This is a genomic window from Pseudobythopirellula maris (genome assembly GCF_007859945.1).
GTDB lineage: Bacteria > Planctomycetota > Planctomycetia > Pirellulales > Lacipirellulaceae > Pseudobythopirellula > Pseudobythopirellula maris.
Window position 1 is genome coordinate 869173 of sequence record NZ_SJPQ01000003.1, and the last position, 13676, is coordinate 882848.

Consider the following 13676-nt stretch of genomic DNA (forward strand, 5'->3'; position numbering starts at 1 on the left):
CTGGTATAGACGGGGTCGGTGCTAAGCACTTCGGACGCCGGCAGCCTTGGTGGACAACTCCGGCAACTTACGTTGCCGGCTAGCCAGATGGGCTCGCCAGACGCCGCCTGGGGCGACGTTGTCTAATCGGTCCAGGCGGCTAAGCGCTCGCTTCCCTCGCCCGGTGAGCGGGACGTGTTGTCGTGGACCAGCAGGCCTTCTTCGCCGACGAAATAGTTGGCCGCTTCGGCCACCACGAGGTTGAACGCCTCGGCGTCTTCGGCTGGGTGGACGGCGGCGACGACCGCCTCGCCATCGAAGGTCCGCAGCCGGTCGCCCACGGCCACTTCGCGCGCCATCCGCCAGCCGGCGCCGTTGACCCAGTAGGGGTGGCCGACGGTCGAGCGGACCGTGGCGCCCCCCTCGTAGGCGATCTCAACCATCGGGCTGGGGTCGCGGATGGTCGTCTCCAGCACCGGCCGCCAGACGAGCGAGTCCGTCGCCGCGTCGTGAGCGAGCACCAGGTCGCCCGCCGCGAGCGATTCGATCGGCCGGTTGCCGCGCTTGCACCACACCGGCGTGCCGGCGACGAAGCACTCGCACTGCCTTGGCAGAATAAACTCCTGAGTCGATTGGGTTTGTGATTCGGTGGGCGCCTCTTCGGGGTAGTCGTAGCCGCTATAATCTTGCGAATACTGCCACCACGTGCGGGGGCTATCGGAGAATTCTTCTCCGGTTACCTGCGCGAGCACCCAGCCGATTTGCCTGTTGTTGCTCACCGCTTGCGCGTTGTGTTGTGCGATCGCATTCTCGGTCAACGCCGCCTCCCGATAGGCCCGGTACGCTTCGCGCCGAACGGTCCAAGCGATTGTCCTTTGCGACTGCATTTCAGCGCGTTGTCGCTGCTGAAAAGTCATGCCCTGTGCGGAGATAGGGGTCGAGCGTGGGGTGACGATCCGGCTGCGTTCTTTCAAGAGGTTGCGGTCGGTCGCTGTTCCCATCGCCTGGTGGCGGTAATGCACCTGCCCGAAGGAATCAACTCGGACTTCGTAGTGCGACTCAACGGGCGCTCTGAACCGCTCGACCAGTAGCGGAAGAACGTCCTCCAACGGCTTGTAGCGCAGTCGCTCCAAGGCCTCGCCCCGCAGCTCTTCGCTTGGCGCCAACAGAGTGTGGCGGATCAGCGACGCGGTCGCCTCGACACCGTACATCCGCCCGAGAGCATCGACGAACGCCACACACATCCGCTCTTCGATGGCTCTTTCGCTGGCTTTGGCCGAGTCTTGGCCCGAGGCGAGCCGCTCGAACACCGGGATGGCGGTCGTGTCGACCTCTGCTTGCAATTCTTCGAGCACGCTTTCCGCCGTATCGGGCTGCTCGCCGATCGCCCGTCGCCACGCGGCGATGCGGACTTTCCATTCTTTCTCGGCCTTCATCGCGTGGCGCCGCTCTGCTCGACGCCTGGCGGCTTCGTCGGGCGAGACGAGCTCGCCCTCGTCCCACACTCGGTCCAAGGCTCGCAAGGCGGTCTTGTTCGACGCGTCGGCCTGGAGCACGCCGAGCCAATGGTAAAACGCCTCGTCTTCGAGTCCCTGGCGGCGGCACCAGCGAGCCAAGTCAAAGTGGCCCTGAGGCGTGTTGGGCGTTAGCTCACGAGTCGCCTCGTAGCGGTCGAGCCGCTCGTCTTCCCGCGCGAGTCGTTGGGCCTCACGCACCGGCATCGGCTCATCCCCCACCAGCACCATGCCGGCGGATCCAGTAGCGACTGATACGCCGGCGGTTGGCGCGGTTGGCTGAGCCATCGACTGGGTGTATCCACCCAACACCACCAGACAGCCCCAAGAAAAACACCCCAGACCTCCCAGCACCCGCCGCCTTGCCTTGCGGCAACCCTTCGTGACCATTGTCAGATCCTTCGACCGAGTGAGCGAATTCCAGCCTCTCAAGCCGATTCGTTCAACCGTCGGAGAATATTCCGCTCGCAGCGGCCGCACGGAGAATCGCGTTCATTCTTCCGCTTTTGGCGCCACGGTCCACATCACCAAGCCGCCGCGTGGCGGCAGTTCGAACGAGCGATCGTCGGTCGCACGATCGACGCCCGCCACCTCATTGAAGCCGTCGTCGTTGAGCGCGCGCCAGGCGGCGCCCTCGGCCAAGTCGTCGGGAAGCGTGACCTGCTGTGGCTCGTCCGAGCCGTTGATGGCCGCCACGTACCAGCGGTCGCCGCTGCGGCGGGCGATGGCGGCGTGGCTGCCGGGGTAGCCGGCGATGAAGCGGGTTTCGTCCCATACGGTGGGCAATTGCTTGAGATAGTCGATCTCGTCGGCGCCCAGCGTTTCGAGGTCGCTCGGCTTGAGGCCCAGGTGCGTCACGGTGGAGAAGTAGAGCACCGGCAGGGCCATCTCAAAGCTCAGCCGGGTGCGGCGCTGCGGCCCGTCGGACCATGGCGTGAGCCGCTCGCCGACCATCAGCGGCGTGAAGTCCATCGGCGCCACGGCCGCGCGGGTGAACGGCAGCACCGCGCAGTGCCCCGGCTGGGCGTCGGCGTCCGCCTGCTCGAACGTGCTGTACTCCATGCCGCGGACCGCCTCGTTCGTGACGAAGTTCGGGTACATCCGCTCCCAGCCGCGCGGCAACGTCGTGCCGTGGAAGTTGACCGAGAGCCCGTAGCGGGCCGCGTCGCGGGAGAGCTGCTCGTAGAACCGCATGCCCGACTGCTTGTCGCCGCCGAAGAAGTCGACCTTGATCCCCTTCACGCCGATCTTCTCGAGCCAGGCCATCTCCTCGCCGCGGGCCACCTTGGTGTGCATGCGGTCGCGGGGCGACTGGGGGGCGTCGTTGGCGGCGCCGTTCGAGTTGTACCACAGCAGCACGTCGACCCCCGCCTCGCGGGCCTCTTCGACGAGCTTGGCGATCTCGTCGCGGCCGATCTGCGTGTCCCACAGGGCGTCGATCAGCACGTACTCCCAGCCGAGTTCGGAGGCCATCTTGATATAGTTGCGCTGGACCGAGGCGATGGTCGCGTCGTCCTTGAGCGACAGCCAGCTCCACGCGACCCGCCCGGGACGCGGCCGCTCGGCCTCGTAACGCGGCTCCACCAGGTCGGTGGCCCAGGTGTTCTCGACGATCGGCGCCAGTGTCTCGCCGACAACAACGTAGCGCCAAGGCATCAGGTCGCCCGCCTTGACGGTCGGCGCGACCGGGTCGTCGGGGTCGTTTTCTGGGGGCTGAGGGAAGGCGATCTTGTACACGCCGCCGGTCGACTTGTGGGCGAGTTTGCCGCCGCAGTAGCCGCCGTCGACGCCGGTCTCGCTCACCAGCAGCCACCCCGCGTCGCCCACGCGGAAGAGGGCGGGGAAGCACCAGCCGTGCTCCATGGAAGAGGGCTCGCCGACCGGCGTGTCGATCTTGTAGTGCTCTTCGTAGCTCGGCTGAGTGCGCGACCAGCCGCTCTTGGCCTCGGGCATCGGGTGCAGGAAGCCGGTCGCTCCTTCGGGCGTCGCGAACGATGTCGCTTCGCGCTCCACGACGATGCGCTTCGGCCCGCTCTTGGCGAACCGGTAGGCGAACGCCAGCCCGTCGTTCGCCACGCGCAGCAACACGTCGAGGCGGTGGCCGTCGGCGTCGGCGATCGTGTATTCGGCGTGGCGCATCGCGCGTTTCACCGCGCTCGTCTTGCCCGCCGGCAACTCGTACTCGACCTCGAGATCGAACGGCTTCGTCTCGCCGGCGAGAACCACTCCCTTGGTGAAATCGCCCCACGAGCTCTTCAGGCCAAGCGAAGACCGGGCGAGCACGATCTGTTCGCCGAGCGTCGCTTGGTAGCCGAGCCGGCCATCCTCGACCGACACCTCGACCGCCAGCTGGCCATCGGGACTGGTGACCACGGCGGCTTGGGCCGTCGCCACGAGGCCCATCAAGCCAAGGGCCGTGGGCAGAGCGATCACGCTCAGCAAGCAAACGCGGATGGAAGAGCGGAGACGCGTTGACATAGGAGATCGGCAGGTAGAGCGAGAGGGCGACCGAACGGGGTGACCTGATAGGACGACGGGGCAATACGACCGGGCGGGGCGGCTGCTCGGCAAGCCGAGGCGGATCGCACGCGCGGAGACGCCAAGCCTGGGATCAGCGAGGCCTGTTCCAAGAGTCTCGCCAGAGACCTAAACAGCCTATCTTACTACGTCCGGGGCCCGCATAGAAACCATTAGCCCCAAAGACACACACCCAATCGCCGAGCTGCGAGGGCTAATCTTCGTCGAATCCGATGCTCAGGTAGGGCGTCAGGCGGTCGATCCGCCCGTCGATCCCGGCCAGCTCGGCGTCGAACCGCGGGTCGCCCTGGCCGCCGTAGCGGCCTATGACATCCTGCAGCGTGAGCCCCTCTTGGAGGCCATCGACGGCGGGGCAGTAATCGGCGGGGCGGAAGCCGGCGGCGAGGCTCGCCATGGCGACCCGGCCCTCGGCGACCTCCCTACCGAACCGCACGCCCGCGCGGTCGGCCGCGAGATCGGCGAAGCTGAAACCGGTCCCTCCCTGAGAGTCGACCAGTTCTTTGGCGAGCCCGATCGCGCGGGCCTGCTCGTCTCCTGCTCGCAACGCCAATCCGGCGGAGACAAAGAAGTGCTTCGCCAGGTCGACCCGCCCGCGGACGGTCGGTTTGACGGCGGCGAGGGCAGCGCGGGTGAGTTTGGGCGTCGCCGACCGGTCGGCGGCGACCAGGCCGCCCCGCTTGGCGAGCTGGCCCGTGTCGTCCATCGCCAACGCCAGGGCGTAAACAAACGCCTCGCGTTCGGTCTCGTCCGGCAGCTCCGCGGCGGTGCGGGCCGCGGCTCGCACCAACAGCTCGGTGCGCTGCTCGGGCTCGGCGGCGCGCAGGCGCGGGTCGCCCGAGGCGGCGGCGATGGTCCGCAGCACGATGTCGATCGCCTCGCCGAGCGTCGACGCTTTGCCCGGCTGACCGACCGGCTCTAGCGGCTTGTCGAAGGCGGGCGCCGCCGCCACGGCTGCACGCCCCTCGGCTCGCAATCGTTCGGCCGCCCGCGGCGGGGCGACGGCGGGGGCCTTGTCGGCGACGGGGTTCAGGGCGAGCCCGCCGGGCCCTCGGTTGGGAACCCGGGCCGGCGCCGCGCGGCCCGCGGCGCGGTTCTTCACCCGGCGCAGAAAGTTCTTGGCGGCCGGGTCGTCACTCAGCCCCGAGCCGAGCGCCCCGTAGGCGTCGGCGAGTCGGCGGCTCGTGGCGGGGGTGAGTTCGGTAAAGCTGCTAATGTCGCGACGGCGGATCTCCTCGCCGACCATCGACATGATAAGCGTGTTGACCGGGTCGAAGCGGATTTGGAACGAGGTGAGCCGCGACCGCCGGTCGCCCAGCAGCGGCCGCATCACGCTGTCCATCTCGGCCGAGTGGCTCGCCCCCAGGTGGTGCCCCAACTCGTGCAACAGCAGCTCGAGCCGCTCCGGCTCGCTGACGTGCTGCGACCACTCGCGGATCATCAGGTGGCTGTTAAGCGGGCCGCGGGTGCCGCCCAAGTGGGTGCGTCCGACGGGCAGCTGGTACTGGCTGGCGAAGCCGATCGCGATGACGCCCGGCGGCGGCTTCACGTCGCGTTCGAAGTTGGCGAACGACTTCATAAAGTCGTTCTCGCGGTTGTCGGTCCGCCAGCGCCCGTAACGCGCCACGCGGAGCCGCACGCCGGCGTGGCGCTGCAGCACCACCGAAGCACGTTCCACGCGGGCCCGCAGCCGCGCTTGCCACACGGCCGGCAGCGAGGGCTCGTCCTCGTCAACGAGGATCATCACGGGGATCTCGGCGACGGGCATAAAGCGGGCGTCGCCTGGCAGCACGCGACCGGTCTCGGCGCCCTCGGCTGCCTCGGCAGCGCCGAGGCCGATCTCGTGCAGGTCGATGACGCCGCTGGCGTTTTGCCCGAAGTAGTAGGGTGTGTTCGCCCGCAACAAGTAGCCGCGGCGTTCGCCGGACGAGTTGAACGCCACGTGCAACGGGTCATCGGCGAATAGGGGCCGCACCTCGCCCACCTTCAGTCGGAGCTGGTACGGCTCGCTCGTCGCGGGCGAGATCAGCGTGTCGAGCGGCCGCGGGGTGCGGTTGGCCAGCACGAACACATCGGCCCGGGCCAGATGGGGGAGCAGCAGGAGGAGCGTCGCGGCGCAGCCGATCACGGCGTTGGCGAACAACGCGATCGACTGGCGACGCCACACGAGGAACTTCATGCGATCATTCTACACGCAAAAGCACGTTGGGGCCCCGTCTGAGCGCAGGCGGGCTCGGGCCACGCCCACCCGCTCTGACGCCTGTCGCGCCCCCAAGGTTTCCTGGCCAACGCCTACGGGAGCCTCTCGCCCTCAGCCGGCGTGGCGGCGACGCACACGGCGTTGCGGACGCTGATCGCGGGTGCGGCGGTAGCCGAACTCGATGGCGAACCATTCGGCAAACCGCTCACGGTCGTTGTAGCTGCTGTTGCGCTCGTCGAGCAGGTGGCCGAGCTCGTGGATCAGGATGTTGTTGAGGTAGTAGTCGCGAATGGTCTCCTCGGTCCAAGTGAGGGTCCACTCGCCCGGTTCCGGTGCGTCCCAGCGGCCGCCGTACATGCGGGCCTCGTTGACCACGTTGGGCGGCGGAGGCGAGTAAAAATGCTCGACCAGCGACTCATCAATCGGGTAGAGGTAGAGCGCTCCGCCCCACTGCATGCCGTAACAAGGAAGGCTCTGCTTCTTCCGCGTCATGCGGCTGAGCTGCACGACCGACAAGTCACGCAGAAACCATTCCGGCAGCGAGGCAAGCCGATCGCGCACTTCGGCGGGGGTCACGGCGTGGCGGTATTCCTCGCCCGGCGGCTGGACAATCACCTTGTAGCCTTTGATCTCTTCGGGCTCTTCGTGCCAATCCTCGGGCGGCGAGAAAGGCAACGACTCGTTGCGCGAGCCGACCCCACGCCGCGACTGCGGCTTGCTGCGCCGCGAGATCGCGGCGCCAACCGATGAGTTGCGACGGCTGGCTTGGCGAATAGAAGACTTGCTTTGGTAGTCTCGACGCGAATGCTTCCGATGAGACATGGCGCTGCTGACGGGATGAGGGTGCGACTAATAAAATCGCGCCGAAATCTTCCTCATGACTTCCGTGCAACGTTTGGCCTGGGTGGGAGAACACTCTCGGATGAACTGCCTCGTTCACACTCGAGTGGAAGGCCAACAGGGGGGACCAATTCGGCGGTACATTACTATCGTACGACGCCCGGGAACCCGGAATCAAATCAACGATAAAACGTTCTACAACAAAGACTTACACTTAACGGAGCGGATGAAATCGGCTTCAAATTCTGGTTCACCGCACCCAGTCTTTTAGGGGGTCTACAAGCCATGAATTGCGCTGCGTGGCGGCAACCCTATGCCGTAACTGGAGTTATCCAAACGGCTAAAAACATGCGGCATATCGCAGCACGCTCGGCTAATACGGATTCGCGCACAACTAATTTTATTTGAAATTATCCTGACACAAGACAGCGGCTACTCGAGCCCGACAATTACCCCATTCGGGCTACTCTCTGTGGCGGATGTCGGCCACCGTCCGGCTCGTCTCGTATCGCCCAAGAGAAAGAATCTCAACCGAGATTGGCAGGGCATCGCCGAACTCGGTGCTCACGAACAATCACGGCGCCGCCGCTCTTCAGAGCCTTGCGAGGGAGTGAGCCATCGCGTCCCCAACGCACCTGCCGCACAGCCCGAGAGGGACGGCTGAAGCGTGGGGGGGGCCGATTACCGTCCTCTTAGCGGCTGTTACGATGTGGTGAAGGCGAGCGATCTCCGGCGCTCGCGCAGAACGCAGCCGACTGCACGCCGCCGCTGTCCGCGGCTTGCTTGCTTCCAGGCGAGCCAGACCGACGCCGCCTCCAACGCTACCCATCCGTGCGTTCCGCACTAACCGACCGCCCCGATGACGCCTGCCTCTACCGCTGATGCCCCGCCGACCGAGCCAACGGCCGATTGCTTGGTGATCGGCGGCGGCGTGATCGGGCTGTCGATCGCATACCGGCTGGCGGGCGACGGACAGCGGATCACGCTGCTCGAGCGCGGAGAAACGGGGCGTGAGGCTTCGTGGGCCGGCGCCGGCATCTTGCCGCCGGGCAGTTGGTACTCCGATCACCCGGCCCTCGCCGAGTTGGCGGAGGCCGCCCGGGTGCAACAGCCCGAATGGTCGCGCCGATTGCTCGCCGAGACCGGAGTCGACGACGAGCTGCATTCCTGCGGAGCGGTTTACCTGCTTCCGGACAGGCTTGGCGACGACTTCTTAGACCACGCCCACGCACGGTTTGACGACTGGAGTTCGCGAGGCTGCGAGGTCTCTGCGCTTCACGCTGGCGACGCACGCTCGATCGAGCCGGCGCTGTCGCCTGAAGCGGCCGGTTGCAAGGCGCGCTGGGTCGCCGCCGAGTCGCAGCTGCGCAATCCGCGTCGGCTGACCGCCCTGAGGCACGCGTGCGAGCGGCTTGGGGTGCGGATCGTTGAGCAAGCACCGGTGGAGCGGCTGAAGACGAGCGGCGGGCGGATCCACGCGGCGATCACCCCGCGCGGAGAGTTCGCCGCCGAGCGGTTTTGCTTGGCCAACGGGGCCTGGGCGGCTCAGCTGGCCGGCGCCTGCGGCGGCGAGCCGCGGCTGAGGCTGCCGGTCAAACCGATTCGGGGACAGATGCTGCTCCTCCGGCAGAGCGAGCCGACGCTCCGCACCATCGTGCATCGCGGGCCGCTCTACCTCGTGCCGCGACTCGACGGCCGGGTGCTGGTCGGCGCCACGGTCGAAGACGTCGGCTTTGACAAACGAACGACGCCCGAAGCGACCGAACGGCTCCGCAAGTTCGCCATCGAAACGGTCCCCGCCCTCGCCAAGGCCGAGGTCGAAGCCGCCTGGTCGGGGCTGCGGCCGATGGGTGGCGACGGGCTGCCGATCGTTGGCGCAGCGCCGGGGTTGGCGAATTGCTTCGTCGCCGCCGGCCACCACCGCTCGGGCCTGCAGTTCGCGCCGCCGACGGCCGACGCCATCGCCGCACTCATGGCGGGGCACGAGCCGGGTTCTCCGTTCGAGGCGTTCACGCCAGAACGCTTCGTCACGGTGCGGCAGTAGCCACAGCAGCCATTGCGGCGGGAGACACTTTTCGGCGCAGCAGGCGTGAAGGTTCCGCGCGATCCCTTAGCCCCTGCCCCAGCGGGGGAGGGGGAGCAAGGTCACTCCACCTCGACGCGGAAACCGAGGGCGTATTCCGCCGTCGAAGTGTCGGGACAGGTGATCCAGAGGGCGTCGCCATCGCGGGTCCACTCGCACTCGGCGCCCGTGGCCAGCAGTGTCACGCTCTTCGGGTCGGCGCCGAGTAGCCCGGCCGCCTCGCCCATCGACGCGGCGCACAGCTTCGTGCCGGTCGGGGGCACGGTCATGCACCAGACGTAGAGCGAGCCGTCCTTGCCGCGCGTGTAGCGCAGGTCTTCGGGGGTGAACTCGAACTCGACCTGCTTGCGTCCCAAGGCGCCGCGCGGCATGTTGCGATCGCCCTCGCGGGTCGCCTCCCAGGCGTAGGAACCGTAGATCCCCTCGCCGTGGAGCTTCATCCAGCGGCCGACGCCCTCGAGCATCTCGGGGCAGCCCGGCTCCATGCCGCCAGTGGGGGTGAGCGGCACCGAGACGGCGAAATTGCCGTCACGCGAGGCGAACTCCAGAAGGCCCTTCACGACGTACGACGCGTCGTAGTAGAAGCCGGGCTCGTAGAACCAGCCGCCGATCGCCATCTCGCCCATCCACACTTTGTCGGAGGAGGCGGCGCCCGAGGGGATGCGGCTCTCGGACGTCGAGGCGAGCCCCGGCTGGGCCTTGCTGAACTTGATAATGGCGAATGTGTCGACCTCGCTGCGACGCTCGGTCGTGCGGTTGAAGAAGTCGGCCACGACGCGCTGCGCCGCGTCGCACTTGAAGCCCGAGCCGCTCTTCTTGCCACTGAACGGCTGCCGCGAGTTGCCGTCGGTGTAGATCCAGTCGGGATCGTATTGCTCGACGGCGTCCATGATCCGCTCGGCCCACTGCGTGGCGTACTCGCGGGCGTACGGCAGGTGCTTGTCGAAGATCCCCTGGCGGCCGTGGGCGATCAGGTGGACCGGCTCGTACTCAGGGTAGCCTTCCAGCGGCCGGCCGTAGAGTTGCCGCGGGTCGTAGCCCTCCCACCACTTGCCCTTGCCGTCTTCCTTGGTGAGCACGCCATCGTACGGAACGCCCGCCTTGGGACCCGACGAGTCGGCGCCGAACGCCGGCTGCCACCACCACCAGGTGTACTCGTGGTGGAAGGAGATGCCGTAGCGAATCCCTTCGTCACGCGCCGCCGCGACCCACTCGCCGACGATGTCGCGCTTCGGGCCGATGTTCACTGAGTTCCAAGGCTGGTGCTTCGAATCCCACAGGTCGAAGTTGTCGTGGTGCACGCCCATGATGTTCGCGTAGCGGAAGCCGGCGTCGCGGAACATCTGCATGTACTTCGCGGCGTCGAAGTCGGGGATGCTCCATTGGTTCAGCACGTCCTTGTAGCCGAACTCCGAAGGGTGCCCGAAATACTTCCGGTGGTTGCGGTACGCCTTTTCGTCTTCGAGGTACATCTTTTTCGCGTACCAGTCGTTCGACTTGCCGGCGGCCTGCGGTCCCCAGTGGATCCAGACACCGAACTTCGCGTCGCGGAACCAAGCCGGCCCGCCGGGGTGCTGCTCGGCGATTGACTCCCAGCTGGGCTCAAACGGGCCGGGGGTGATCGGGAAGTCGAGCTTCTCCTCGGCGAAGGAGTCGGGGTCGACCTGGGCCGAGGCGATCGGCAGCAACAGAGAACAAGCGACAAGCGCCAACAACGAGGACCTTAGCAGCATCGGTGCGTTCCGGAAGAGAGTTGGAGAAGCGGCGTGAAGAATCACAACAACCGACCTATGGTAACCGAATCGGCCGCCGAATTGGCCCCGCCGTCGGTCTCGGAATCGAGACACGGTGTTTCGCCGGTTAAACCGCTAGAACAACGGGCGGAATCCCGCCGCGGCGAAGTGAGCGTCGTTCGTGAACACCTCGCTCAAGCCGAGTCGCCGCATGATCTGAAAAGAGACACAATCGACGATGCTGGGCCCACCAGCGTGCGCCGTTTCATAGGCCCGCCAAGCCTGCTCCCAGTCTGATTCGTCAGGCGTGATCAAACGCCCTTCACTCGACATGCTGGACGCGAGCGCAAAGACGCGCCCACGGAGCGGGGTTCGAGCCACGGCGTTACCCGCTTCGAGCAGCACGAAAGTCGTCGCTAAGAACTCACGGCGTTCCTTGCGTAACTTCTCGTACGCTTCGAGAGCCGCAGGACGCCATTGATCCGACCGATTGAGGAGCGCGATTACGCCTACCGTGTCGAGAAATACCGGCCTCACGGCTGGTGCTCATTGTGTCGGGCCGCGAGATCCGAAACGCCGGTTTCGACACTCTGCTCGAGTATGGTGTAGATGCTCGCCGTGTCCGGCGCCTGACCGTTTCCTAAGGTATGGCCGTCGGCCACATCGCCCTGCGTCAGTCGTGGCTCGAACTCCACCCGCGCACCCGCAGGCAGCTCGACCGGCTCGACCGGACGGAAAACGCCGTTTTCGAAGATCGCGTGGATCGTGGGCATGGCCGGGGGACCTAGGGGGCGGGGGGAGATTCTCTCACCAAGTATACCCCGCGGCGGCGGAGGGTCCTACTTCTTCTTCGGCCACGGTCCTAGTGGAGCCTGCCGGAATTCACTTCCGGCAGGCGGAACAGTTGTCTTCCGCGATAGCGAGCAGACCACCATCAATTCCTAGTGCAGCGCCGCCGCGTCGCGTGGCCGCCGGAGCCGGTGGACGCGCAGGCGCGCGTGCTCGGGCCGATCCAAGTCGGCGGCCGTTGTTCGACGCACGCGCCCGTGCGAATGGATCACCCAAAGCAAGATCGAGTCGCGCGAGGCGAAGTTCGTGCGGAACGTCTCGCGGTTGCCGTTCCACAACTCGGCGCCGCTCAGGCAACGCCAAAACGTCCGGCGCAACGATCGGCTCAGGCAGCGGGGCAGGGAGTAGTCGAGCCAAACAACGTCGGTCGCCCGTGGCCAGACGAGGTCGCGGCAGCGGTCGTAGTTGCCGTCGACCACCCAGCGATCGCCGCGGGTCACGCGGTCGATCTGGCGGCGGGTCTCGTCGTCGGGGCGCGCGCGCCAGCCGGGGCCCCAGTGGATCGCGTCGAGCTCGGCGAGCGGCGCGTCGAGCCGTTCGGACAGCGCACGGGCCAGGGTGCTCTTGCCCGAGCCGCTGCAGCCGACGACCGAGATGCGCTCACCGAGCAGGTCCATGCCCGCCAATTGTAAGCGCTGGCCCCGGGGCGGCGAAGCGAGGCGCCTCAAGCGCCGGCCGACTGGGTCGCCGATTCCACCGCCGGTTTCAGCCCGAACCGTTCATTGTAGAAGCCGAACTGCTCGTCGAGGTACTCCGGTTCGATGCCGAACTGGTCGAGCGAGTAGCGGTGCTTGCCGTGTTTGTTCTGCGGGTGGTCGGCGATCCACTGGCGCATGGCCGACTCGAACGCGTCGGTGTACTCCAGCCCAAACCGCTCGTAGATGCCACGCACCGTGGCGACCGGGTCGCTCACCATCTCGCGGTAGAACACGTCGGTGAAGCAGTGGGGGTGGGTGTCGCGGGTCCGTATGGCCGAGCGGAACATGTCGGCGAACATCGGCGCCACGGCGTGGTGGTCGTCGTCGTACGGGTTGTCGGTCGTCAGCAGCCGCGAGACGGTGAACAGGCTCAGCGACGAGGGGACCGCCTCGCTCAGGTCGCGGTGCGTCTGCACCACGCAGGCGTCGGGGAACGCCTCGACCAAACCGCGCAGCCCGCACAGGTGCGCAGGGTTCTTGAGAACCCACGGCCGGTGATCGCCCCCCCAGCCGAGCAGCTTGAGCTGCGAGCGGTAGAAACGGTACGCGTCGAACATCACCGAGTCGTCGCACTCCGAGATCCAACGGATGTACTTGTTGACCGGCCCCCAGCAGATGAACGTCGGATTGATAAACGTGCGCTGCATCAGGGCGACGCACTCCTCGGGCCCATCGGGGCTGAGCTTGTGGACCGGCCTAAGCTCGGGCACGAGCGTGTCGATGCCGCGGATGCCGATCGCCATCTCCCGGCGGCGGCGGTCTTTCTGGCCGAGCCACGTGGGGTCGTAGGGGCAGTGCCCCTCCCAGATCATCAGCGGCCGCCGCCCCGGGTCGCAGCCCAGCAGGTTGTAGAGCAGCGTCGTGCCGGTGCGGGGCAGGCCGACGACGAACAGCGGCTTGGGCGTGGGAACGTCTTCGACGCCCTCCAAACGACGCATCGCGTCAACCACCTTCAGCCGCATCATCGCCGAGGAGATCAGCATCACGTTGATGAACCGCCGGCCGAACGACGTCATCCGCATGTCGCACTCGATCGAGTCGACGAGCGCCTCGAGCGGCGACTCGAAGTCGCCCGCGCCCCAGTCCTCAAGCCGCGTCTTGCGCTGGGCGAAATGCTTGATCTGGTCGACCGACATCGCCCGGGCGGGCCAAACGAGGTCGGCGCCGCGGCTGAGCGACTTGGCGAGGCGCCGCGCCAGCGGGTCGCGTGCGGGGGCGTGATTCATGGCGACGCGGGGTAGGACG

Annotated in this window: 10 protein-coding genes; 1 reads left to right on the forward strand and 9 read right to left on the reverse strand. The window is 66.8% G+C overall.

Annotation, left to right across the window (positions count from 1 at the left end):
• Positions 1-122: 122 nt before the first annotated feature.
• From Mal64_RS16210 to Mal64_RS16225, 4 genes are all read right to left on the reverse strand, one after another.
• The gene (locus tag Mal64_RS16210) at positions 123-1781 is read right to left on the reverse strand and encodes a polymorphic toxin-type HINT domain-containing protein (RefSeq protein ID WP_197525827.1); all 1659 of its coding nucleotides are present in this window, start codon (positions 1779-1781) and stop codon (positions 123-125) included.
• 204 nt (positions 1782-1985) lie between these two features.
• Positions 1986-3971, reverse strand: a complete 1986-nt coding sequence (locus Mal64_RS16215) for a glycoside hydrolase family 97 protein (protein ID WP_146402146.1) — start codon at positions 3969-3971, stop codon at positions 1986-1988.
• Between the two features lie 253 nt (positions 3972-4224).
• Positions 4225-6207 (reverse strand): hypothetical protein, encoded by a 1983-nt coding sequence (locus Mal64_RS16220; RefSeq protein WP_146402148.1) that lies wholly within the window; start codon positions 6205-6207, stop codon positions 4225-4227.
• 132 nt (positions 6208-6339) lie between these two features.
• The gene (locus tag Mal64_RS16225; protein ID WP_146402151.1) at positions 6340-7050 is read right to left on the reverse strand and encodes an ImmA/IrrE family metallo-endopeptidase; all 711 of its coding nucleotides are present in this window, start codon (positions 7048-7050) and stop codon (positions 6340-6342) included.
• A gap of 877 nt (positions 7051-7927) precedes the next feature.
• On the opposite strand from Mal64_RS16225, the gene thiO reads away from it, so the two are divergent.
• Positions 7928-9112: a glycine oxidase ThiO gene (gene thiO, locus Mal64_RS16230; protein ID WP_146402153.1), complete on the forward strand. Its 1185-nt coding sequence runs from the start codon at positions 7928-7930 to the stop codon at positions 9110-9112.
• A gap of 101 nt (positions 9113-9213) precedes the next feature.
• Here thiO and Mal64_RS16235 read toward each other — a convergent pair whose 3' ends face one another.
• From Mal64_RS16235 to Mal64_RS16255, 5 genes are all read right to left on the reverse strand, one after another.
• Complete coding sequence (locus tag Mal64_RS16235) at positions 9214-10884, reverse strand: alpha-L-fucosidase (RefSeq protein WP_146402155.1); 1671 nt, start codon at positions 10882-10884, stop codon at positions 9214-9216.
• Between the two features lie 135 nt (positions 10885-11019).
• Positions 11020-11421: a type II toxin-antitoxin system VapC family toxin gene (locus tag Mal64_RS16240; RefSeq protein ID WP_146402157.1), complete on the reverse strand. Its 402-nt coding sequence runs from the start codon at positions 11419-11421 to the stop codon at positions 11020-11022.
• A complete protein-coding gene (locus Mal64_RS16245; protein ID WP_146402158.1) occupies positions 11418-11657 on the reverse strand; it encodes an antitoxin family protein in 240 nt (79 codons plus the stop codon). The genes Mal64_RS16240 and Mal64_RS16245 overlap by 4 nt, the downstream gene beginning before the upstream one ends.
• Positions 11658-11825: 168 nt before the next feature.
• Entirely contained in the window at positions 11826-12350 is a 525-nt protein-coding gene (locus tag Mal64_RS16250; protein ID WP_146402159.1) for an adenylate kinase, read from the reverse strand.
• Between the two features lie 47 nt (positions 12351-12397).
• Positions 12398-13657: a sulfotransferase family protein gene (locus Mal64_RS16255; protein WP_146402160.1), complete on the reverse strand. Its 1260-nt coding sequence runs from the start codon at positions 13655-13657 to the stop codon at positions 12398-12400.
• Positions 13658-13676: the final 19 nt, after the last annotated feature.

Bases quoted from the DNA above. Each gene is read 5' to 3' on its own strand.
- Mal64_RS16210 (WP_197525827.1), bottom strand. From the start codon at position 1,781: ATGGCTCAGCCAACCGCGCCAACCGCCGGCGTATCAGTCGCTACTGGA.
- Mal64_RS16215 (WP_146402146.1), bottom strand. From the start codon at position 3,971: ATGTCAACGCGTCTCCGCTCTTCCATCCGCGTTTGCTTGCTGAGCGTG.
- Mal64_RS16220 (WP_146402148.1), bottom strand. From the start codon at position 6,207: ATGAAGTTCCTCGTGTGGCGTCGCCAGTCGATCGCGTTGTTCGCCAAC.
- Mal64_RS16225 (WP_146402151.1), bottom strand. From the start codon at position 7,050: ATGTCTCATCGGAAGCATTCGCGTCGAGACTACCAAAGCAAGTCTTCT.
- thiO (WP_146402153.1), top strand. From the start codon at position 7,928: ATGACGCCTGCCTCTACCGCTGATGCCCCGCCGACCGAGCCAACGGCC.
- Mal64_RS16235 (WP_146402155.1), bottom strand. From the start codon at position 10,884: ATGCTGCTAAGGTCCTCGTTGTTGGCGCTTGTCGCTTGTTCTCTGTTG.
- Mal64_RS16245 (WP_146402158.1), bottom strand. From the start codon at position 11,657: ATGCCCACGATCCACGCGATCTTCGAAAACGGCGTTTTCCGTCCGGTC.
- Mal64_RS16250 (WP_146402159.1), bottom strand. From the start codon at position 12,350: ATGGACCTGCTCGGTGAGCGCATCTCGGTCGTCGGCTGCAGCGGCTCG.
- Mal64_RS16255 (WP_146402160.1), bottom strand. From the start codon at position 13,657: ATGAATCACGCCCCCGCACGCGACCCGCTGGCGCGGCGCCTCGCCAAG.